General features: G+C 62.2%; 21 protein-coding genes. 7 read left to right on the top strand and 14 right to left on the bottom strand.

The window, feature by feature from the left end:
- Positions 1-945, bottom strand: a complete 945-nt coding sequence (cyoA, locus tag LOY37_RS04255) for a ubiquinol oxidase subunit II (RefSeq protein ID WP_045196132.1) — start codon at positions 943-945, stop codon at positions 1-3.
- Positions 946-1,510: 565 nt separating this feature from the next.
- Entirely contained in the window at positions 1,511-2,017 is a 507-nt protein-coding gene (locus LOY37_RS04250) for a disulfide bond formation protein B (protein ID WP_045196130.1), read from the bottom strand.
- Positions 2,018-2,243: 226 nt separating this feature from the next.
- Here LOY37_RS04250 and LOY37_RS04245 point away from each other — a divergent pair, with 226 nt between their 5' ends.
- A complete protein-coding gene (locus LOY37_RS04245) occupies positions 2,244-2,507 on the top strand; it encodes a YebG family protein (RefSeq protein WP_045196128.1) in 264 nt (87 codons plus the stop codon).
- A 7-nt stretch (positions 2,508-2,514) separates the two neighbouring features.
- On the opposite strand, the gene LOY37_RS04240 is transcribed toward LOY37_RS04245, so the two are convergent.
- Complete coding sequence (locus tag LOY37_RS04240) at positions 2,515-3,534, bottom strand: Glu/Leu/Phe/Val dehydrogenase dimerization domain-containing protein (protein ID WP_045196126.1); 1,020 nt, start codon at positions 3,532-3,534, stop codon at positions 2,515-2,517.
- A gap of 125 nt (positions 3,535-3,659) precedes the next feature.
- Between LOY37_RS04240 and LOY37_RS04235 the strand changes: the two genes are divergently transcribed.
- The gene (locus tag LOY37_RS04235; RefSeq protein ID WP_213602399.1) at positions 3,660-4,466 is read left to right on the top strand and encodes a SirB1 family protein; all 807 of its coding nucleotides are present in this window, start codon (positions 3,660-3,662) and stop codon (positions 4,464-4,466) included.
- A 28-nt stretch (positions 4,467-4,494) separates the two neighbouring features.
- On the opposite strand, the gene maiA is transcribed toward LOY37_RS04235, so the two are convergent.
- From maiA to hmgA, 3 genes are read right to left on the bottom strand one after another with little or no spacing between them, the layout of a single operon-like run.
- Positions 4,495-5,121: a maleylacetoacetate isomerase gene (gene maiA, locus LOY37_RS04230; protein WP_093388023.1), complete on the bottom strand. Its 627-nt coding sequence runs from the start codon at positions 5,119-5,121 to the stop codon at positions 4,495-4,497.
- A 12-nt stretch (positions 5,122-5,133) separates the two neighbouring features.
- Positions 5,134-6,426, bottom strand: coding sequence for a fumarylacetoacetase (fahA, locus tag LOY37_RS04225; protein WP_093388021.1), 1,293 nt, complete (start codon positions 6,424-6,426; stop codon positions 5,134-5,136).
- Positions 6,427-6,429: 3 nt separating this feature from the next.
- Positions 6,430-7,731 carry a homogentisate 1,2-dioxygenase gene (gene hmgA / locus LOY37_RS04220; RefSeq protein ID WP_258716363.1) on the bottom strand — a complete coding sequence of 434 codons (1,302 nt, stop codon included), beginning with the start codon at positions 7,729-7,731 and terminating at the stop codon, positions 6,430-6,432.
- A 173-nt stretch (positions 7,732-7,904) separates the two neighbouring features.
- On the opposite strand from hmgA, the gene LOY37_RS04215 reads away from it, so the two are divergent.
- Positions 7,905-8,684, top strand: a complete 780-nt coding sequence (locus LOY37_RS04215) for an IclR family transcriptional regulator (protein WP_258716362.1) — start codon at positions 7,905-7,907, stop codon at positions 8,682-8,684.
- Positions 8,685-8,694: 10 nt separating this feature from the next.
- Here LOY37_RS04215 and LOY37_RS04210 read toward each other — a convergent pair whose 3' ends face one another.
- From LOY37_RS04210 to LOY37_RS04185, 6 genes are all read right to left on the bottom strand, one after another.
- Complete coding sequence (locus LOY37_RS04210) at positions 8,695-11,751, bottom strand: hypothetical protein (protein WP_258716361.1); 3,057 nt, start codon at positions 11,749-11,751, stop codon at positions 8,695-8,697.
- Positions 11,752-12,254: 503 nt separating this feature from the next.
- Positions 12,255-12,608, bottom strand: a complete 354-nt coding sequence (locus tag LOY37_RS04205) for a hypothetical protein (protein WP_045196112.1) — start codon at positions 12,606-12,608, stop codon at positions 12,255-12,257.
- Positions 12,609-12,683: 75 nt separating this feature from the next.
- Complete coding sequence (locus LOY37_RS04200) at positions 12,684-13,592, bottom strand: SDR family oxidoreductase (protein WP_408980687.1); 909 nt, start codon at positions 13,590-13,592, stop codon at positions 12,684-12,686.
- A gap of 129 nt (positions 13,593-13,721) precedes the next feature.
- Positions 13,722-14,627, bottom strand: a complete 906-nt coding sequence (locus LOY37_RS04195) for an alpha/beta fold hydrolase (protein ID WP_258716360.1) — start codon at positions 14,625-14,627, stop codon at positions 13,722-13,724.
- Positions 14,628-14,813: 186 nt separating this feature from the next.
- Positions 14,814-15,500 carry an LrgB family protein gene (locus tag LOY37_RS04190; protein WP_258716359.1) on the bottom strand — a complete coding sequence of 229 codons (687 nt, stop codon included), beginning with the start codon at positions 15,498-15,500 and terminating at the stop codon, positions 14,814-14,816.
- Positions 15,490-15,876 carry a CidA/LrgA family protein gene (locus tag LOY37_RS04185; RefSeq protein WP_093388007.1) on the bottom strand — a complete coding sequence of 129 codons (387 nt, stop codon included), beginning with the start codon at positions 15,874-15,876 and terminating at the stop codon, positions 15,490-15,492. The genes LOY37_RS04190 and LOY37_RS04185 overlap by 11 nt, the downstream gene beginning before the upstream one ends.
- 96 nt (positions 15,877-15,972) lie before the next feature.
- Here LOY37_RS04185 and LOY37_RS04180 point away from each other — a divergent pair, with 96 nt between their 5' ends.
- On the top strand, positions 15,973-16,860 hold the full coding sequence (locus LOY37_RS04180; RefSeq protein ID WP_123564426.1) for a LysR family transcriptional regulator: 888 nt from the start codon (positions 15,973-15,975) through the stop codon (positions 16,858-16,860).
- Here the strand turns inward: LOY37_RS04180 and LOY37_RS04175 are convergent, their stop codons facing one another.
- Positions 16,861-17,316: a flavodoxin gene (locus tag LOY37_RS04175; RefSeq protein WP_258716358.1), complete on the bottom strand. Its 456-nt coding sequence runs from the start codon at positions 17,314-17,316 to the stop codon at positions 16,861-16,863.
- A 142-nt stretch (positions 17,317-17,458) separates the two neighbouring features.
- Here LOY37_RS04175 and LOY37_RS04170 point away from each other — a divergent pair, with 142 nt between their 5' ends.
- Entirely contained in the window at positions 17,459-17,920 is a 462-nt protein-coding gene (locus tag LOY37_RS04170) for a PAS domain S-box protein (RefSeq protein ID WP_258716357.1), read from the top strand.
- A 68-nt stretch (positions 17,921-17,988) separates the two neighbouring features.
- Positions 17,989-18,606, top strand: a complete 618-nt coding sequence (locus LOY37_RS04165; protein WP_093387998.1) for a hypothetical protein — start codon at positions 17,989-17,991, stop codon at positions 18,604-18,606.
- Here LOY37_RS04165 and LOY37_RS04160 read toward each other — a convergent pair.
- Entirely contained in the window at positions 18,591-19,541 is a 951-nt protein-coding gene (locus LOY37_RS04160) for a MerR family transcriptional regulator (protein WP_258716356.1), read from the bottom strand. The genes LOY37_RS04165 and LOY37_RS04160 overlap by 16 nt on opposite strands.
- Before the next feature lie 238 nt (positions 19,542-19,779).
- On the opposite strand from LOY37_RS04160, the gene LOY37_RS04155 reads away from it, so the two are divergent.
- The gene (locus LOY37_RS04155) at positions 19,780-20,349 is read left to right on the top strand and encodes an antibiotic biosynthesis monooxygenase (protein WP_045196096.1); all 570 of its coding nucleotides are present in this window, start codon (positions 19,780-19,782) and stop codon (positions 20,347-20,349) included.
- Positions 20,350-20,376 lie beyond the last annotated feature (27 nt).

Here is a 20,376-nt window from a genome sequence, read left to right as displayed (position 1 = left end):
TTACTCCTCTGCCCCAGCAGCTGAATGCATACTCACGTCCATCCCTTCGGTACCGGCCGCTTCTTTGCTCTGCTCTTGTTCGTGGACCGGCCGGCCGCGGTTCATGCCTTCGTACTTGTCGACGATGGACTGGAACTGCTCAGGCGAGGCCACGCTGTACAGCGCGACTGGATTGTTTTCGCTTGTTTTGGCCAATGCTGCGTATTCAGCGGCATCCAGCTTTTTAGGCGATTGCTTGACTTCGTTCACCCATGCTTCGAAATCAGCCTGGGAGGTGGCGGTTGCCTTGAACTTCATACCGGTGAAACCAGCACCGCTGTAGTTGGCGGAGATACCGTCGAACTCACCGTTCTCGTTGGCGATCAGGTGCAGTTTGGTGGTCATGCCAGCCATTGCGTAGATCTGCCCGCCCAGGCCCGGGATGAAGAAGGAGTTCATCACCGAGTCCGAGGTCACGCGGAAGTTGACCGGGGTGTTGGCCGGGAAGACGATCTTGTTGACCGTGGCAATGCCTTGTTCCGGGTAGATGAACAGCCATTTCCAGTCCAGGGCGACCACGTCGATCTGCACCGGCTTCACGTCGGAAACCAGCGGACGATACGGGTCCAGCTCATGGGTGGTCTTGTAGGTCACGTAACCCAGGGCAATGATGATCAGCACCGGGATGGTCCAGACCGCCACTTCGATCTTGGTCGAGTGCGACCAGTCCGGGGTGTAGGTGGCTGCCTTGTTGGAAGCGCGGTACTTCCAGGCAAACGCCAGGGTCATGAAAATGACAGGAATCACCACCAGCAACATCAAGCCGGTAGCGATCAGGATAAGGTTCTTTTGCTCAATGCCGACCTGGCCCTTCGGGTCGAGCAGGGTCCAGTTGCACCCACTGAGTAAAAGCATGCCTAAAAAGGGCAGAATGCCAAACAGTCTGGGGTAACGCTTTTTACTCATCTCACGACCTCTAGAGCAGCTTGCTTCAATGCAATTTGTGTTTTGGTCGCCAACACTTCGTCCTGCCAAGCGTCAGCATTTATGGGATCGAATACGGTCATACCTTGAGGCCAGCTGCGGCGGCTCGGCATAAACCGGGTATTGCGGTGTTTATTATTTTGACTTCAGTAGGCAACAGGCCTGTGTTCAGACCAATTCCATTTGGTGCGGGAAATCACGGAGGGGGGTCAGCCCGGCATCGCCGCAGGCGATGCTCGTCAGAGTCAGCGAAAAGAGCCCTGGAGCTCCTTTAATCCTGCGACTCGCAAGCGGTGCCGAACGGAAATTGGGGGCGATTGTAGATAGGTAACCTATCGTTGACTATGACTTATTGAGCAACAGTCCTTTACCAATTGTGTAACAATCGCGCCCGAAAAATCAGTTTCGCGACAGTTTGTCGCACCCCTTTCAATACCCCTGGAACGCCCGTTCTACAAGGGTTAGAACTTGATCAGGATCAAGTTTGGTGCGACAAACTTTGCAAATCTGATTGCACAACAGGCTTGCGTCAATACATGACTTTTGTCTAAGCCTGACGGCGGTTGCGGTAGATACCCAGGGGTACCAGAACGGCGGTCAGTATAAAGGCTACCAGTGCCCATTGCGCCAGGGACAGGCCCATGACCGGCGGGTACGGCGTGGAGCAGAAGCCATCGACCTGGAACACCAGCGGCAGCACCGAAGCCAGCGGCAGGCCGTCGACGATCGGTTGCAAGGTGTCGATGCCGCAACTGACCGCCGGATTGGCGAGGATGTACACGTGGTTGCCGGCAGCGGCGATGCCACCGATGGCGCTGAGCACCACCAGGCCTTCGAGCAGGGTCAGGCTGCGCTTGCCGGGCATGGCTGCGCCAATGAAGGCAAACACGGCGATCAGCAGCAACGCATAGCGCTGCAGGATGCACAGCGGGCATGGCGCCTCGCCGAGCACGATCTGCATGTACAGCGCACCGCCGATCAGCGCCAGGCAGATCACCCCCAGCAGTACCAGAAAGCGCCGTTCCCGATTCAGGCGCGATGTTTGCTCGTTCATTGCTGTTCCTTCGTAGACTGGATGGCTCGACTGCCGATGCGCAATTCTACACGCTGAAGCAGACCATAGAGAGCGGCAAAAGTGCCGTCCCAGGCCCTGGTGAAGAATGGGCAACAGCAGAATACTGATTTGCCACTATCTTAGTCCTGTGGATTACCCTATCATTAACACTGTACAAATAAACAGTATCGAATACATCGATTACCAAAGGCATGTGAGGTGATGAATGGCCGTCGAAGTGGTATACCGCAGCAGCCGCGACCTGGAGCGCTTGTTCATGGATAAAGCCGAAGCAGACCGTCACGACAAGATGCTGGAGCTGGCCGAGCTGCTGGCCGAGGTCCTGAAAAAAGCCGTGCCGTCGCTGAGCGAACAGCAGGTCGAGGATGCCGGTATCTATATGGCGAAAAACCGTGACGTGTTCGCCAAGGCCTTCAAGAGCCAGCCCGACGCCCTGTCCGAGCTGCTCGCCGAGGGCGCCGCCGAGTAGGCGCCGTTCAGTTGTAGATCATCTGCTCGGCGAGCATCTGCGCCACTCGCGCCGGCGAGCGTTTTTCCGCCTGGGCGTGGGCGAACACTTCGGTCAGGCGCGAGGGAATGCGCGCCAGGTGCGCGGTAATGGTGCCCAGGTCCTCGCCACGGTGCTTGAGCGCCACATAGATCAACCCGCCGGCGTTGATCACGTAATCGGGCGCATACAAAATGCCGCGGCTTTCCAGCTGGTCGGCCACCTGCAGGGTGGTCAGCTGATTGTTCGCCGCCCCCGCCACCGCCGCACAGCGCAACTGCATCACGCTCTGACCGGTCAGTATCGGCCCTACCCCGCACGGGGCAAAAATGTCGCAGGGCGTGCTGATCAACATTTCATTGGCCACCGGCCGGGCATTGAACTGCTCGATCGCCAGCTGCACCCGCCCTGGGTCATGGTCACTGACCAATAGCTCGGCGCCCGCGGCATGCAGCTGCTCGGCCAGGGCGTAGCCGACATTGCCCAAGCCCTGCACGGCGATGCGCAAGCCTTCGAGGTTGTCACTGCCCAGGCGCGCCATCGAGGTGGCGCGAATGCCGGCGAACACGCCCATGGCCGCATGCGGTGACGGATCACCGGCAGCGGTGGTGCTGGTGACGTGTTGGGTGGTCTGGGCGATGCAGTCCATGTCCAGGGTCGAGGTGCCGCTGTCCACGGCCGTGATGAAGCGCCCCTGCAGGGTTTCGACGAAGCGCCCGAACGCCTCGAACAAGGCCGCGCGGTTTTCCACATGGGGGTTGCGAATGATCACCGCCTTGCCGCCACCCAACGGCAACCCGGCCAGGGCGGCCTTGTAGCTCATGCCCTGGGCCAGGCGAATGGCGTCGACCATGGCGCTGTCGTCGTCCGGGTAAGCCAGGTAGCGACAGCCTCCCATGGCCGGGCCCAGGTGTTCGCTATGAATGGCGACCACTGCTTTGAGGCCGGTCGGCGGATCGATGCACAGGTGCAGCGACTGCGTGCGAGTGCTTTGCATGAGAGCGAACATCGGCAGGCTCCTCGATGAGGTGCTGATCCCAGTATAGGTCGCGCTTTGGCGCCCGATGACAACACTCGGACCACTGGACGAAAGGCCGCGCCAGCGCTACAACAGAAGCTTGAGCGGAGGTTGTGATGAACCCACGTAGTGCCTGCCTGGCTTGCCTTGAACGTGACCCGGTCGCCTTGCTGGAGGCGGCGCTGTGGATCGCTGCCGAGCACGATGACAGCGTGGTGCCTGCGCGCGTCATGGCCGAGGTTCAGGCCTTGCAGCAGGAAGTCAGCGCCGGGCTGCCGATGCTGCCGCTCAGCGAACTGGCCCAGCCGTTGTTACGCCGCCTCAACGCCCTGGGCTTCCAGCAGGACGAATACCACCCGCTGCGGCCCCAGGCGGCGCTACTCGACAAAGTCATGCAACGCCGCCGCGGCCAGCCCCTGGCCTTGGCCCTGCTGAGCCTGGAACTGGCTCGCGGCCTGTCGATCCCTCTTGAGGGGGTGAACTTCCCCGGGCACTTTCTCTTGCGCGTGCCCGGTGCCGACCACCTGCTCGACCCCTGTGGCGGCCGACGCCTGTACCCGGCCGATTGCCGCGAGCTGCTTGGCCGTCAGTTCGGCCCGCAACTGGCCTTGAGCGCCGACCACCTGCTGACCGCCAGCCCGCTGCAGATGCTCCAGCGCCTGTCACGCAACCTGCGCCAGCTGCACGCCAGCCACGACGATCATCTCGAAGCCCTGAAGGACGCTGAACGGGTGTTGCAGCTAGGCCCTGGCACTGCCGCCGACTACATGGCCCGCGCCACCCTGTATCAGCACCTGGAGTGCCCCCAGGCCGAACGCTTCGACCTGGAGCACGCCTTGCTGCTCAGCGACGATCCAATCCAGCGCTTGCGCCTGACGGAACGCCTGAGCCATCTGCCGCCGGCGTCGCAATCGGTGCACTGACATTCTGCTCCGGGCTGAGCAGCATGATTTATGGTGCGTCGGGCTGCCTCGACGGATGAGCCTGGGCAAACGCCGAATGCGCCTCGGCCAGGGCCGCGACCCGGCGAATGCGCGGGAAGCCACTGAGGTCGATGTTGAAGCGCTCGGCGGCGTACAACTGCGGAACAAGGTAGACATCGGCCAGCCCCGGCTCGTCGCCAAAGCAGAAGCCTTGATCACCGATCAACTGCTCGACCGCGGCAAGGCCCTGGCTGATCCAGTGGCCGATCCACTGGTTGACCTGGGCGTCGTCATGACCCAGGCCGCGCAGCTGATTGAGCACGCTGACGTTGTGCAGGGGGTGGATGTCGCAGCCGATCAGCGCCGCCACGCCACGCACCTGGGCCCGGCGCAGCGGGTCCTGGGGCAACAGCGCGGGTTGTGGATAAACTTCTTCCAGGTACTCGATGATCGCCGGCGACTGCACCAGCAACTCACCGGAGTCGATTTTCAGCGCCGGCACTCGCCCTTGCGGGTTGAGGGCCAGGAACTGTGCTTCGCGCTGTTCGCCCTTGAGCAGGTTGACCGGCACCTGCTGGACCTCCAGCTGCTTGAGCGCCAGGGCAATGCGCACCCGGTAGGATGAGGTCGAGCGGTAGTAACCAAAGAGTTCCATGGCCCTGCCCTCTCAGTGCGCCGGCAGGATCTTGCCGCGGCACTCGCCGAAGCCGATCGAGGCCACGCCGTCGCGTTTGCAACGGGCACGCAGGATGATTTCGTCGCCGTCCTCAAGGAACTTGCGCACCTCGCCCGAGGCCAGTTCGACCGGTTCCTTGCCGCCCTGGGTGATTTCCAGCAGGCTGCCGAACTGGCCAGGCTGGGCGCCAGACAGGGTGCCGGAGCCGAACAGGTCGCCCGGCTGCAACTGGCAACCGTTGACGCTGTGGTGGGCAACCATCTGCGCCACAGTCCAGTACATGCTCAGGGTGTTGCTCAGGGTCAGGCGATGGGCTGGCAGGTTCTGCTCGCGCATGCGCTCGGTCAGCAGCAGCACTTCCAGCTCGATATCAAAAGCGCCATTGGCCTGGTCGCGTTTGTCCAGCAGGTACGACAGCGGCTGCGGATCACCTTCCGGGCGCGCCGGCTGGGCGCAGCGGAACGGCTCCAGGGCTTCGGCAGTGACTACCCACGGCGAAACGGTGGAAATGAAGCTCTTGGACAGGAACGGCCCCAGCGGCTGGTATTCCCAGGCCTGGATGTCACGCGCCGACCAGTCGTTGAGCAGGCAGAAACCGGCGATGTGCTCGGCGGCTTCGGCCACCGGAATCGAATCGCCCATGTCGTTGCCCTGGCCGATCCAGATACCCAGTTCCAGCTCGTAGTCCAGCCGCGCGCACGGGCCGAAGCTTGGTTCGCTCTGGCCAGCGGGCAGGGTCTGGCCTTTTGGCCGGCGCACGTCGGTGCCCGAGGGGCGAATGGTCGAGGCGCGGCCGTGGTAACCGATCGGCACATATTTATAGTTGGGCAGCAGCGGGTTGTCGGGGCGGAACAGCTTGCCGACGTTCTTGGCGTGCTCGATGCCGACATAGAAGTCGGTGTAGTCGCCGATGCGCGCCGGCAGGTGCAGCTGGCATTCGCTGGCCGCATGCAGCAGCGGCTTGAGCGCGGCCTGGTGCTCGCTGTGCTCGCCGAGCAGTTGCAGCAGGCGCTCGCGCAGGGCTACCCGGGCGCCCCGGCCAAGGGCGAAGAAAGCGTTCAGCGCACCACCACGGGTGGCCTCGACTGCGGCGCGGGCCTGGCCGTCGAACAGGCCGGCGGCCAGCACTGCTTCGAGGTCGAGGATGGCATCACCGATGGCCACGCCACAGCGCGGCGCCTGGTCCTTGCGGCTGAAGATGCCCAGCGGCAGGTTCTGCAGCGGGAAGTCGCCGTGGCCGTTGGCGTGTTCTACCCAACTGCGGGCAAGGGCGGACTGATTCATGGGTTATCTCCGATTCGGGGTAAAGGTGCTCGGCAACGAGGCCCAGCAACTATCGTAGTCGGCCTGCAATTGCGGGCATTCGAGCGCATGACGGCTCGGGCGCAGCACCTGGCTGGTCTCGAACATGAAGGCCATGGTGTTGTCGATCTTGTTCGGTGCCAGCTCTACGGCGATAGCCTTGCTGCAGGTCTCGGCATCCGGGCCGTGGGCGCTCATGCAGCTGTGCAGCGAGGCGCCGCCGGGCAGGAAGCCTTCGGCCTTGGCGTCGTACTCGCCCTTGATCAGGCCCATGAACTCGTTCATCAGGTTGCGATGGAACCACGGTGGACGGAAGGTGTTCTCGGCCACCATCCAGCGCGGCGGGAAGATCACGAAGTCGAGGTTGGCCATGCCCGGTACGCTGGTCGGCGAGGTCAGCACGGTGAAGATCGAAGGGTCCGGGTGGTCGAAGCTGACCGTGCCGATGGTGTTGAAGCGGCGCAGGTCATATTTGTACGGCACGTTGTTGCCGTGCCAGGCGACTACGTCCAGGGGCGAATGATTGAGCTGGCAGCCCCACAGTTCGCCGAGGAACTTCTGCACCAGCTGCACCGGGGCGTCGGTTTCTTCGTAATGGGCCACCGGCGCGAGGAAATCGCGCGGGTTGGCCAGGCCATTGCTGCCAATCGGCCCCAGGTCCGGGATGCGCAGCGGCGCACCGTGGTTCTCGGCCAGATAACCACGGGCCTGGGCGTCGAGCAGTTCGACGCGAAACTTCAGGCCACGGGGCAACACGGCGATCTCCAGCGGCTCGACTTCCAGCACGCCCAGCTCGGTGACGATGCGCAGGCGACCTTGCTCAGGCACCAGCAGCAGTTCGCCATCAGCGTTGAAGAACACCCGCTCCATGGAGCGATTGGCGCAGTAGGTATAGATGCTGATGCCGGCCGGTTTCTCGCCTGCCGAGTTGGCCGCCATGGCCACCCAGCCGTCGATGAAGTCGGTTGCCTCGCTCGGCATCGGTTGCGGGCTCCAGCGCAGGCGGTTGGGCGTCACCGGGCCCAGCGGGCCTCCGGCCAGTTGACGCTGCAGGCGCTCGAAGCGCGGGTGCAGGGCCGAAGGGCGAATGCGGTACAGCCAGGTGCGGCGCTGTTCGTTGCGGGCCATGGTGAAGGCAGTGCCGGAAAACAGTTCGGCATACAGGCCATACGGGGCTTTTTGCGGCGAGTTCTGCCCGACCGGCAGCGCGCCAGGCAAGGCTTCGCTGGCGAATTCGTTGCCGAAACCGCTCTGGTAGCCAAGGACGGGGGTGTTATCGAGGTTCATCGAGCCTCCGGGCCCAGTGCAGGCCGGTCAATGGCAGTTGGCTGCGGGCCTTGAAGGAATGGCAGCGATTCTGCGTTATTTTTATCGTAATTACATTACGCATAACGTAATTTGATTGGTGAAGACCGTCAAGCTATAAAGACGCCCATCAAACTCCCCGGATCGACTCCCCCATGGCCAAAGCCAGCTCCCCCGCCGACAGCTCCGGCAAACAGAAGGTCCGCTCGGCCGAGGTCGGCACCGACATCCTCAAGGCTCTGGCCCAATTATCGCCGTCCACCTCGCTGTCGCGCCTGGCCGAGCACGTCGACATGCCGGCGAGCAAGGTCCACCGCTACCTGCAGGCCTTGATCGCCAGCGGCTTTGCCGAGCAAAACCCGGCCACCAACCATTACGGCCTCGGTCGCGAAGCCCTGCGCGTGGGCCTGGCCGCGCTTGGCGGGATGGATGTATTGAAAGAGGCGGCGCTGCCGCTGTCGCAACTGCGCGACGAGCTCAACGAAAGCTGCTTCATCGCCGTGTGGGGCAACCAGGGCGCCACCGTGGTCAACATCGAGCCGGCGGTGCGCGCGGTTACCGTGGTCACCCAGATCGGTTCGGTGCTGCCCTTGCTGACGTCCTCCACTGGCCTGGTGTTCGGCGCTTACCTGCCAGAACGTGAAACCATCGAGCTGCACGAGCAAGAGCTTGCCGCATCAGGTCACAGTGCCGACGAATACCAGGCATTGTTTGCGACCATCCGCCAACGCGGCCTGCATCATGTGCATGGCCTGCTGATGCCCGGAGTCGATGCGCTTTCCGCTCCTGTGTTCAACGCCGTGGGCAAGATTGCCGCAGTGCTGACCGTGGTCGGCCCGACCTCGATTTTCCACGCGGATGAACAGGGCCCCGCTGCGCAACAACTGCTGGCCACCGCCAGGACCATCAGTTGGCGCATGGGGTATGAGGCCTGAGCCCATCTCGTCAGGCAGGAACCGTTCGCTCCAGGTGTTTGAGGAACAAGGTGAGTTCATCGTCCAACGCCTCACCGACGCTGGAGACTGTTTCCGAACCCGCCTTGCCAAAGTCGGCGACCAGCTTTTTCAGCAGCTCGGTGGTCGGCGAGCCGGGACCCTTGGACAGCTTCGATAACGCTCTGGCGAAGCGCCCTGCCACGCCGGAAATCGACACGACCCCCACAGCCGTGACAACAAACCACTTCAAGGCTGAAGCCCGATCGCCATCCTCGTAGGCCAGCGCACCTTGCACGAACGAGCGCAGGGTCAGCACCACGTTCAGCGCCAGGGTGGCCGGTGGAAAGGGAATCGAAAGAATCGCCGCAACGCCGATGGCGACCTCGAAGAGGATGCCCCAGATTCGTTCGGCCACACTGGAGGTGTCGGCGTCCACATCGGCAATGATCCGCTCGACCATCACGTCGAATTCATGGGCAAGATCGGTCACGCGCTTATAGTCGCTGATCGCCTCGAGGACCATTGCCTGACCATCAGCTGCTCGTTCAACACTGTCGATCAGGCTGCCGATGGCCGGCTGATCATCGATGCTCACGCGCAGGTAGAAATAGTCCTGCAGCGCTTCCCATTGAAGCGCCAACGCTTGTGGCGTACGGAAGATCAGGTCATCCGGCGCATCGGGGGTGTAGACAAGATCTTCGACAACACTTTGCGATACGTTCCTGAACAGGTACACACCCTCGACCCTTCGGCCCCTCAGGGCCAGCTGGAACAGACCGTTCTTGCCAGAGGTCCGCTCACCGCCAACGACCGCAGGCTCCAGATCAACCAGCTTGTCGACAGCAATGCCCAGCCACCCGCTCTGCTCGGACGTCAGGCGCCCCGCCATGCTTTCACTCAGCCAGGCGCGGCGGACCTGCAAACGCAGCAGCTCGCGGTGAAGCAGGCGACGGCGCTTGTACTGTGGCTCAACGGGGTCGAGCAGGCGCCGGCGAATCATCTGGATGTAGCGCTCACCCAGCCTGGCAGATCGAATGTAGCCATCGACAGAGGGACGATCGAGTCGCGACAGGTCCTGGCCGATGGTGGAGGTGATTCTGGCAAAGTCGGCGAAGTTGAAACTGCTGTCGTAACCTTCAATGACCGTGCGGGTGAGCGTCTTTATGTCACCGTCCTCAAGCTCCACCAGTACGGTATCAGGGTCTATATCAGACGCAGGTAGAAGCTTCTTGATCCAGTCCTGCACCTGGCGATGGGCGTATTTGGCAAAGGGCTCGATGGTGTTGAGCTGTTGGTAGGCGTCCTGGATCGCACCCAGTTGAGCATCAACATGGCTCAGTTGCTGGCGTTGAACTCGGGATGCATCGATGAACCACTGAGGCGTGGCCAATTGCTGTTGGTCAAGTAACGCCGAGACCTTCCTGAAAGCAACTTGCGACAACACCCTCGGCCAGCTCGCATCGGGCCAGCGCTCCAGTGCCACTGTTTGTCGGGACCAGGTGCCCGGCAATTTTTGCGTCTGCTTGAGAAACCGACTGAAGCTCATCCTGGCGTTGACCGGCACTTGGCCAAGCAGATAGGTTTGCCCCTGGTCGGTCAGGGCCCACCGGGCAATTTCCAGGCTGAGCTGCCCCACATTGCTGAACACCCGCAGATCCGCCTCCGGCGCGCCAGGGGCATAGAGCAGGAAACGATGATCGTCCTGCGAGCCAAAACTCAGGTAGAGCATATCCTTGAACGCCAACTGCAAGGGCTCAAGGATCACCGCACCCGCGTCGATCCCAAGCGCAGCCAGGGCGCCGGTATGGTTGCGAGCAGCTTCCAGAGTGTCGCAAGCCTCCCGGTCGAACCCTTGGTAGCACGCGGCCAGGGCGCTCAAGGCCAACCGTGCATTGACCACGTCGCTCATCAGTTGAGGGCCAGAGCCGTCGAGGTAGGAAGATTGCAGCGCTTGCCGGTAACTCAATCGAACGCCAAGTTCATCGATCATGCGCTGAAGGAAATCCGGCGTCAGCTGCGCGGCCAGCTTTGCATCGATGATTTGCGCTTGAAACTCGCTGCCGGGGTAACCACCGGACAACACCCACTGCACCAGCGACATCTCGCGCTCACCCTGTATCGTTTCACCCTCGACGTCCAGTGCATGCCTGACTCGAACGCGCAGTTGCCCGGCATCTGTCTCGACACCCAAGGCCTGCAACAGGTAAGCGGCGATCTGCGCAGCGGCATAGTCCTCAACGCTGGCCCTACCTTGCAGGTGTTCATCGACCCGTTGCTGGCACAAAGCAACAGCTCGTTCGCGCAACTCGAAGGCGGTACGTTGCTCACCCTCAAGAACACGTAACCATTCAGGCAATTGAGCGTGGCGGTGCTGCCTGAGCCTGATTGCAAGGCGTGGTTGCAGCAGATCGTGGGCAGGAACCCCGCGCAGGGCTTGGCGGACATCGTCTACCTGTTGTCGAAACGGACTATCGCTCAGCGATACCAGGCTCAATAGCGGCGTGTGGCCTTGCGCAAGTAGCTGTTTTATTCCGTGCGGCAACGGCTGCACCAAGGGATCCTTGGCAGCCGGTGCGCACAGGCGCAGCATCATTCTGTCGATGAATCGCCGCGCATCCCCCTGCTCTTGCAACCCCTCCTGCAGGCTGTAAAACCAGAGCTTGCTGGATGATGACGGGTCGAACGACTCGCTGATGACAAACGCCAACGGCAACATCGCCGTCTCTCCCTGGATATCGAGGGTCAGAATGCGAACGTGCTCATCGGGATCGAAAATCTGCTCCTCCAGCGCTGCCATTTCCGGCTGCTGCCAGGGATGGCGCAAAGCAAAGTAGCGCAGATCGAAAAAAAACAATTTCGACAGGTGCACAAACAGGCTCAGCGGCTTAGTACTCGGCTTGCGTGCCCTCTCCCAGAAACTGATCAGCGCCGCATCCTGCAGCGTTGCCACCGACTCAAGCTGGCGCTGGATTTCAAAAGTGCTACTGGTCATTTCCAGCAGCAGTGTCTCCAGAGTACTGTCGTCGTAGCTCAACGCGGGTGTGTCAAGCGAACGGGTCGATTCCATATGCTGATGTCCGTTGGTGGTTGATAGTCATAACGCGACTAATTGACTTGCCCACCTTCAGGGAAATTTCAGCGAAACCCGTCCCGGTTGCTATCTCTGGAAAGTGCCCAGGCTCCCGTTTTTTCAAACCCAATGAATTGCCCTACAGCTAACTAAAGCAACAGCCCATTTCCATATAAGAATAAAAGGACAGTGTGCACAGTTGCTTACACTCGCTTACTGACTTTCGTGAAACAGCGGGTTACTGTCTTGGGGGCTGACTGTTACCTGAGTTGTAACAGTGAATGTCAGAAATACCTATTTTTCCGATTCTGACAGGCGCCTATTCTGGTTACACCAAGACGGTGCAGACGCCAAATGAAAGCGTCAGCACATTCCATCAACCGGCGTGCACACCCCGCCTGATGGCGTCTTCTCCAGGTTCACCGACGTTGATTTTGAAGCTCCTTGATCTGCGTCTTACTTGGCCGCTGCACTGCAGCGGCCTTTTTTATGCCTGCAACTCAGTCGTCGTCGGCGTCATCAAAGTGGAATCGGTGCAACAATCGGTGAGCGATGGGCGCCAGGATCAGGCCGATGCTGGCGACGAACACCAGGCCGACATACAGGCCGTAACCTGCGAAAAACAGCTTGCCGCCAATAGACTCGGGGAGGATCACCGGCCCTACCCCGCCCAGCAGCAAGGTGGCGTTGAACACGGCATCGTGCCAGGGCACTTGCGGCTCGAAGTACAGATGGCCAACCACGCCAAACAGGATCGAGCCGATCAGCAACAGGCAAGCTGCGATCCCGTGCCACATCAGGCGATAGCCAAACTGTCGGGTAGAGATGACAGCGTCCGTTCTGGATTCGTACATCCTCTGTGCTCCTGCAACCAAGGTGGCCGTCCAGCATAGGCAACTTCAGCCGGCGACCACAACCTTGGGCCAGGTTCAGCCCTGTGGATACTTCTGCAGGTTTGCCATCATCTGTTGCAGGGCTTCGAGGCTGTCCTTGGGATGTACAGCGTTGTCAAAGCTGCCGATCTGCTGCCAGTTGGCAGCGATGTCTTCAGGCGAAAAGCCCTCGCGCGGGTCGAAGCCAACACCCAGGCTACGCTCCCAGCGCACCTTGCCGACCCAGCCGCCGCCAACTTCATACAAGCCGCCGCTGTCCTGGCAGGCGTCACTGCCCAGGTACACCACCAGCGGGCTGACCAGCTCCGGCTTGAGTTGTTCGAACACCTGTGGCGGAATCAGCCCTTCGGTCATGCGCGTGCCACCCGTGGGGGCGATGGCGTTGACCAGGACGCCGTGCTTGCGCCCTTCGATGGCCAGGGTGCGGGTCAGGCCATACAGGCCGAGCTTGGCCGCGCCATAGTTGGCCTGGCCGAAGTTGCCATAGATGCCCGAGGTCGAGGCGGTGAAGATCACCCGCCCCCAGTTCTGCTCGCGCAAGTACGGCCAGGCGGCGCGGGTGACTTTGTAGGCCCCTTCGAGGTGTACCTGGTAGACCTGCTCCCAGTCGCTGTCGTCCATTTTGTGGAAGGTCTTGTCGCGCAGGATGCCGGCATTGTTGATGACGATATCGACGCGGCCGAAGCTGTCCAGGGCCTGTTCGACAATGCGCTGGCCATCGGTGACCGAGTCATGGTTGGCCACGGCCATGCCGCCCGCTTCACAAATCTGCGCCACCACCCGGTCGGCAGCCGAGGCGCTGGCGCCTTCACCGTGGGTCGAGCCGCCCAGGTCGTTGACCACCACTCGCGCGCCATGGCGGGCAAACAGCAGGGCATGGGCGCGACCCAGGCCACCGCCAGCGCCGGTGACAATCACCACTTTATCGTCCAAGCGAATCGTCATGCTCAGTTCTCCAGCAGAACAAGGGAGGGATGCCCGAGTGTCGACCAGCCGCGGCTGGCACACAATCAAGCGGGCAGGCGCTGAATGGCAGGCGATAAGGCCAGGCGATGATTGCGCACGCCGGGCCGCTCAGGACCAGGCGACTTTCTGCGGCACACTCACCAAGGGTTGTTCACGAAACGCCAGGTAATGGCGCAGCACCTGTACCGGTGCTTCGGTATGGGGGTAATGACCGATGCCCTGGAGCATCACCGTATCGGCATTGGGCACCAGCTCCTGGTAACGCTCGAGCATATGCGCTCCGGACACCGGATCGACCGCGCCGTTGATCAGCCGCAGCGGCACCCCTTCGGCCTGCATCGCGCCAACCCAGCGCTCGCGGTGGGCGACCCGCTCGGGCAGGTAGGCAATGAGCTTGTGCAGGATGCGCGTGCCACGGTTGGAAGCAATCAGGCTCCAGTAATCGTCCAGCGCACTCTCGCTGGGATGGGTGCAGGGGCCGTAGATCTGGGTAACGTGGCGCACCAGGTCATCGCGGCCGAACGAGCGCCCGACCAGCCAGCCCAGGCGGCTGAGCAGCAGTTTCTGGATCATCAGCGGCCGATGACGCTCGGGGAACAGACCGCCATTGAGGAACACGCAACTGGCGATCTGCACCCGGCCCTCATGGTGGCGGGCGAGCAACTCCTGGGCGACGCTGCCGCCATAGTCATGGCCGAGCACATGCACCGGCTGCTCGACCTGCAGGTGCGCCAGCAGCGCCTGTTGCAGGTCGGCCTGTTCCAGCAGGCTGTAGTCATGATGCAGCGGTTTGGCCGAATCGCCAAAGCCGAGCATGTCACAGGCAATCACCCGGAAACGCTGGGCCAACGGCGCCCACAGGTAGTGCCAGTCCCAACTGGCGGTGGGAAAGCCATGAATGAGCAGTAGCGGTTCGCCCTGCCCTGCGCTCCAGTAACGAATGGTCTGGCCACGGAACGCGAAATTCAGGCCCCGGGTCCGCCAGACGCACAATGGAATCTCGGCCAAAGGCATCACAGTGGTCCCGGTAAGTGACAGGTAGTCGTGTTGGGCAAGGCATCGGCTGCGATCATTGCAATCACCTCGGCACATACGTGTGCTCTATTGATCGTCAGTCTAGTCAGGCAGGCCCTGGCCGAGAGTTGCGTTGGCAGCCAGCTTATTGACCTTGGGAGTCAGGGCGCAAAATAGCGAGGTGAATCACAGCAGCAAGGTCAGCAACGGCGCGGCAAACAGATTGAGCAGGCCGGTGAGAACCATCACCAGGCCGGCCACCGAACCCTCTTCACCGCCCACTTCATGTGCGCGGCTGACGCCCGCTCCATGGGCGCCGACGCCGAACAGCGCGCCACGGGCCAACGGCGTGCGCAGCGGCAGGTACTTGAGCAGCACGCCACCAAACATCGCCCCGAGCACTCCGGTGAACATCACGAACACCGCGGTCAGCTCCGGCACGCCGCCCAGGTCTTTGGCCAGCGGCATGGCAAAGGGCGTGGTGATCGAGCGCGGCACCAGCGACAGGCTCACCGAGCTGTCCAGTGCCAACAGCTGCGCCAGGCCCCAGGAACTGCCAATCGAGGCCGCACTGCCGACCAGCATGCCGAGGGTCAGGGCCGGCCAGTGGCGGGCGAGCAAGGCGCGCTGTTCCCAGATCGGTACGGCAAAGGCCACCGTGACCGGGCCCAGCACCGACATCAGCCAGTGAGTGTTGCGCGCGTACTCGGCATAGGCGGTGTGCAGCGGCACGGCGATCGCCAGCAGCACGGCCGGCACCAGGATCAACGGTGACAGCAGGTAACGCCCGGTGCGCCGGTACAACCAGCGGCTGCCAAGATAGGCCAGCAGGGTCAGGGCCAGCCAGAACAGCGGCATCGGCTCAAGCGTCATGGCGCAACCTCCAGCGGCAGATCCACTCCACCGTCACCGCCGTCACCACCATCACCAACAGGGTACTCACGCCGATCACCAGCAAAATCCGCCAGCCCTCATCGCGCAGCAGGCTGCCGTAATCAAGCAGGCTCATCAGCGCCGGAATAAAGAACAGCAGCATCTCGGCCATCAACAACCCGGCACCGAGCTGCAACATGGCCGGCTTGAGCACACCCAAAGCAAACAGCAGCAGCAACAGCGCAAGGCCCATGACCCCGCCGGGAATCGGCCAGGCCAACCAGGCGGCCAGCAGGCCACCGACCTTATAAAGAGCAAGCAACACCGCAAGCTCGGCGAGCAGGCGGACAAATCGGTTTAACGCAGGGGGTTTCATCGCGGGGGTCCTCTCAGGCCTGTATTTTAAAAGCCTGCTCCCCACGCCAAAAGCGAATTGTTAGACTGCCAGCTATTCCAGATTGGAATTCAGGCTATGGAATTCAAACAGCTACGCAGTTTTCTTGAAGTGGTGCACCGTGGCGGCTTTACCCAGGCCGGGCAAACCCTGCACATCAGCCAGTCGGCGGTGAGCAAGCAGGTTGCGCAACTGGAGCAGGACCTGGGCGTGCCGCTGCTGGAGCGCCAGGGCTCGCAGTTGCACCTGACCGCTGCCGGCAAGATCGTGCTTGAACGCGGCGAGGCCATGCTGCGCCTGCGCCAGGAGCTATTGAGCGAGCTCGATGACCTGAGCCAGCTGGCCCGCGGCGAACTGCGCCTGGGCTTGCCGCTGCTGGGCAGTGATGCGCTGTTCGCACGGTTGTTCGCCGAGTACCGGCGACGCTACCCGAACATCAGCATTCAACTGTTCGAAGGCGGCAGTCGCAGTGTCGAGCAGGCCGTACTGAGCGGTGAACTGGAACTGGGCGGTAGCCTGACCCCCAGCGACCCGGCCTTTGCCTACCAGCCGTTTTGCAATGAGCCCCTCGATGCCCTGCTGCCCACCGAGCACCCTTTAGCCGCTGCCGGCCAGGTCAGCCTGGCGCAACTGGCCGACACGCCGTTCCTGCTTTATCAGCGCAGCTTCGTGCTCAATGACCGATTGCTCGGCGCTTGCCAGCAGTTGGGCTTCACCCCCAGGGAGGGTGGCCGTAGCGGCCAGGCCGACTTTCTCGCCGCGCTGGTGGCGGCAGGCCAGGGGGTGGTGCTGTTGCCCAGTGTGGTGGCCCGCGGCCTGGAACGACCGGGGGTAGTGCGCCTGGCCCTGAGCGCGCCGACCGACCTGCGCTGGGACATCGCCTTCATCTGGCGCCAGGGCGCCTACCTGTCGCGCGCCGCCCAGGCCTGGCTGCAGCTGCTGCGCGAGCAGCCACAGCCGCAATGATCAGCCGCGCAGCTTGTTGGCCAGCTCGGCAAGCCACGGCTCGGCGTCGGTTTCCGGGGTAACGGTTTCGCTGGCATCCAGGCGCAGCATCGGCTGAACCTCTACCAGGCCCATCTCGGCGAACAGCTCGCGCAGTTGCTCGCCGCCACCGCAGAAGGTATCGCCATAGCTGGAATCGCCCAGGCCGATCACCGCGCCCTTGAGGCCGCGCCACTCGGCCGGCAGCGCATCGCGAATGGTACTGAACAGCGGCATGAGGTTGTCCGGCAGCTCGCCCATGCCGGTGGTCGAGGTCACGGCCAGAAATGCCTGCGGGGCAAAGCCCTGGATGTCCTGCAGGGTAGCCCGGTGGGCATGCCAAGCCTCGAAACCCGCTTGTTTGAGCAACTTCTCGGCATGCCGAGCGACTTCTTCGGCGGTGCCATAGACCGAACCGGAAAGGATCACGACGTTCATAGAGGTTTCCGAAACTGAGTAAAAACGTAGGATACTAGCATCAGGCACTGGCAAAAGGCCTTAATCTGCCGCTGTACAGCGACGGCCAATCCACTAGAATCAGCCAGCATGCCCGATCTACAGCCCTTGCGGACCTAACAAGATGATCAATGCCACACTGCTGCAGCGCATGATTGACGCCTCTAACGACGGGATCGTGGTGGCCGAACAGGAAGGCGACGACGACACCATCCTGATCTACGTCAACCCGGCCTTCGAGCGCCTGACCGGCTATGGCGCCAACGACATCCTCTATCGCGACTGCCGCTTCCTGCAGAACGACGATCGCGACCAGGGCGCCCGGGCATTGATCCGCCAGGCGATCAAGGATGGCCTGCCAAGCCGGGAAATCCTGCGCAACTACCGCAAGGACGGCAGCGCGTTCTGGAATGAACTGTCGATTACCCCGGTGCTCAATGAGGCTGACAAGCGCAAGTATTTCATCGGCATCCAGAAGGATGTCAGCCGCCAGGTCGAAGCCGAACAGCGGGTAGTCGAGCTTGAGCGCCAACTGGCCGACGCCCGCGCGCGCATCGCGGCGCTGGAAGCCGACCAACGGTCTTAACAAACACGCCGTTTGGTTGTCCATGACGGTGAAGAAACGCATTCACGATTGTAACTTCGAGTTCGACCATGCAAGCAGATGCCCTTCTGACCCAGGATGAGCTGGACTTCATCCGCTCCATGCAGCACGCGGCCCAGCCCATCCCGGCTGAACCGGCGTCGCGCCTGATGGTCAATGGCGGCAGCGCAATCAAAAACCTGCTGACCCGACTGATCGCCGACGAGCAGGTAACCCTGCAGGCCCAGTTCAACAACCAGCAGATGACCTTTCCGCTGCAGTTGGTTGAAGACGAGTTCCATGCCCTGCACCTGCAACTGGGTGCACCGAACATCTATGAAGAAGGCGCCGTGGTTCGCCCCTGGCGCCTGACCCTGGAGCAACCGGTGGCCCTGGAAGACGAGCTGGGCCTGAGTACCGGCTTGTGGGTGCGGGAAATCTCGTTCAAGGGTGTGTTGCTGGAAGTCCGCGAGCTACCCGAACCACCAAAACACTTCGACCTCTGGTTCAGCCCCGACGGCGATGCCCCGATTGCCTTGCACGGCACCCTGCAGCGGCGCACCGGCGAACGCCTGGCCGCCTATAACCTGGGCCAGAGCTTGCCGGCTGAAATCGAGCGGCTACGCGAATACATTCTCCAGGCACACCGCCGCGCCCATCCGGAGCTGCACCCTCAAGAATCCAGGTGACCGGCCAGGTACTGCTGCAGCCGCCGGCGCATCAAGCGTCCTTCGCTGCCCAGACACGCGACTTGCGAGCCGATCAGGCTGTCCTGAGCCAGGTCCGCCGCCTCTCCCGCCAGCAACAACGGACACTCCAGTGCCAGCGCCAGGCGCGCCAGGCGCTTGGGTAAATCACTGGCCGGCGGATGATTGGAAAACAGCACCAGGGCATGCGGGGTCATGCGCTCGCAGACCAGGCCAAGCTCTTCCAGCGGCTGACCGAGGCCGAGCACGCTGATGGCGATTTCGCTGGTGCCGAGCAACAGCGCCGCCACCAGCAACTCAAGTTCGCGGCACTGGCCGGGGATCGCCGCCAGCAGCACGCGCACCTCCTGCTGCTCACGCGCCAGCTGCAAACGTTGCAACACCCGCCCGCGCAGGAAGCTGTCGAGAAACAACCATTCACTGGCCTGGCCGAAAGCTTCGTGGGTACTGCGCAGCTCCTGCCAGACCGGCATAACGATGTCCTGGAACACCACCAGCTGTGGATAACTGCTGAACACCTGGCCGTACACCCGCTCCAGGCGGCGCTCGTCGAATGCCCTCACGGCCTGGCGCAGCTGGGTTTGCCATTGGTTGAAATCGGCCTGGGATTCGTCGCTTCGCGGTGGCTGGCTTTCGCTCTTCAGATTCTGGCTTTTGGCCAAAATGCGCCCGACCTTGCTGACGGCAACCCCGCGCTCGATCCAGCCGAGGATGCTACGTACCTCGTCGATGTCCGCTTGCGAGTACAAACGGTGCCCACTCTCGGTGCGCGTGGGCTGAATCAGCCCATAACGGCGCTCCCAGGCACGCAGGGTGACCGGATTGATACCGGTCAGGCGGGATACTTCGCGGATCGGGAACAGTTCTTCGTGGTCAAACTCACGGGAATTCAATGAAGGCTGGTCTGGTTCGATCATTGCCGGGAAACCGCGGGTTTATGGGCCAATTGCCATTCTACTCCGCCAATCACCAGCACCACCATTGGCATTTCTAACAGGGGGGTTAGTGCCAGCACTGACGAGTCAGCTTATTTAAGGAATAATCCGCGCCCGATTCTTGCATCGATTCTTGCACAGAAGCGAATACCGTCCAGCACCCCGGGCGGCGTTCAAGGGGCAGGCCTACCCGCCACGCCCAGTTGCCAGGAGATATACCATGTCTACCCCACCCGTAACCCTGATGGTTACCCGCCGCGTCGCCGATGGTCGCTACCAGGACCTGATGGCCTGGCTGCACGAAGGCGAACAGCTGGCCACCGACTTTCCCGGCTACCTGGGCTCGGGCGTGCTCGCGCCGCCGCCGCAAGGCGACGAATTCCAGATTATCTTCCGCTTTGCCAACGAGCAGACCATGCATGCCTGGGAGCATTCGGCCTCGCGCAAGGCCTGGCTGGCCCGTGGCAATGGCCTGTTCGCCGAGCCGTCGGAACAGCGGGTCAGCGGCCTGGAAGGCTGGTTCGGCAATAACCCGGTGCAGCGCCCGCCGCGCTGGAAGCAGGCGGTGGCGATCTGGCTGGCGTTCTTTCCGGTGTCACTGCTGTTCAACCTGATCTTCGGCCACTGGCTGGGCGCGCTGGAGCTGGTGCCGCGCATCCTTCTCAGTACCCTGGGGCTGACGCCGTTGATGGTGTATTTCTTTATTCCATTGTCGACCCGCCTGCTGGCCAACTGGCTGAACGCCAGCCCCGCCCGCCCGGGGCCGCAGGGCGCGCGCAATCCCGCTTAGTTCGGGTATGCTGGGGGTTATCCAAGC

Source organism: Pseudomonas sp. B21-012 (genome assembly GCF_024749305.1).
Taxonomy (GTDB): Bacteria; Pseudomonadota; Gammaproteobacteria; order Pseudomonadales; family Pseudomonadaceae; genus Aquipseudomonas.
The sequence above is the reverse complement of the archived record's forward strand: the minus strand, read 5'-3'. Positions and strand labels throughout refer to the sequence as shown.

Excerpts from the sequence above, each read along its gene's own strand:
- LOY37_RS04245 (WP_045196128.1), top strand. The coding sequence starts at position 2,244 with ATGGCCGTCGAAGTGGTATACCGCAGCAGCCGCGACCTGGAGCGCTTG.
- LOY37_RS04240 (WP_045196126.1), bottom strand. The coding sequence starts at position 3,534 with ATGTTCGCTCTCATGCAAAGCACTCGCACGCAGTCGCTGCACCTGTGC.
- LOY37_RS04195 (WP_258716360.1), bottom strand. The coding sequence starts at position 14,627 with ATGCCTTTGGCCGAGATTCCATTGTGCGTCTGGCGGACCCGGGGCCTG.
- LOY37_RS04200 (WP_408980687.1), bottom strand. The coding sequence starts at position 13,592 with ATGACGATTCGCTTGGACGATAAAGTGGTGATTGTCACCGGCGCTGGC.
- LOY37_RS04235 (WP_213602399.1), top strand. The coding sequence starts at position 3,660 with ATGAACCCACGTAGTGCCTGCCTGGCTTGCCTTGAACGTGACCCGGTC.
- fahA (WP_093388021.1), bottom strand. The coding sequence starts at position 6,426 with ATGAATCAGTCCGCCCTTGCCCGCAGTTGGGTAGAACACGCCAACGGC.
- hmgA (WP_258716363.1), bottom strand. The coding sequence starts at position 7,731 with ATGAACCTCGATAACACCCCCGTCCTTGGCTACCAGAGCGGTTTCGGC.
- LOY37_RS04165 (WP_093387998.1), top strand. The coding sequence starts at position 17,989 with ATGCAAGCAGATGCCCTTCTGACCCAGGATGAGCTGGACTTCATCCGC.
- maiA (WP_093388023.1), bottom strand. The coding sequence starts at position 5,121 with ATGGAACTCTTTGGTTACTACCGCTCGACCTCATCCTACCGGGTGCGC.
- LOY37_RS04190 (WP_258716359.1), bottom strand. The coding sequence starts at position 15,500 with ATGACGCTTGAGCCGATGCCGCTGTTCTGGCTGGCCCTGACCCTGCTG.
- LOY37_RS04250 (WP_045196130.1), bottom strand. The coding sequence starts at position 2,017 with ATGAACGAGCAAACATCGCGCCTGAATCGGGAACGGCGCTTTCTGGTA.
- LOY37_RS04170 (WP_258716357.1), top strand. The coding sequence starts at position 17,459 with ATGATCAATGCCACACTGCTGCAGCGCATGATTGACGCCTCTAACGAC.
- LOY37_RS04215 (WP_258716362.1), top strand. The coding sequence starts at position 7,905 with ATGGCCAAAGCCAGCTCCCCCGCCGACAGCTCCGGCAAACAGAAGGTC.
- LOY37_RS04155 (WP_045196096.1), top strand. The coding sequence starts at position 19,780 with ATGTCTACCCCACCCGTAACCCTGATGGTTACCCGCCGCGTCGCCGAT.
- LOY37_RS04210 (WP_258716361.1), bottom strand. The coding sequence starts at position 11,751 with ATGGAATCGACCCGTTCGCTTGACACACCCGCGTTGAGCTACGACGAC.
- cyoA (WP_045196132.1), bottom strand. The coding sequence starts at position 945 with ATGAGTAAAAAGCGTTACCCCAGACTGTTTGGCATTCTGCCCTTTTTA.
- LOY37_RS04180 (WP_123564426.1), top strand. The coding sequence starts at position 15,973 with ATGGAATTCAAACAGCTACGCAGTTTTCTTGAAGTGGTGCACCGTGGC.
- LOY37_RS04185 (WP_093388007.1), bottom strand. The coding sequence starts at position 15,876 with ATGAAACCCCCTGCGTTAAACCGATTTGTCCGCCTGCTCGCCGAGCTT.
- LOY37_RS04160 (WP_258716356.1), bottom strand. The coding sequence starts at position 19,541 with ATGATCGAACCAGACCAGCCTTCATTGAATTCCCGTGAGTTTGACCAC.
- LOY37_RS04175 (WP_258716358.1), bottom strand. The coding sequence starts at position 17,316 with ATGAACGTCGTGATCCTTTCCGGTTCGGTCTATGGCACCGCCGAAGAA.
- LOY37_RS04205 (WP_045196112.1), bottom strand. The coding sequence starts at position 12,608 with ATGTACGAATCCAGAACGGACGCTGTCATCTCTACCCGACAGTTTGGC.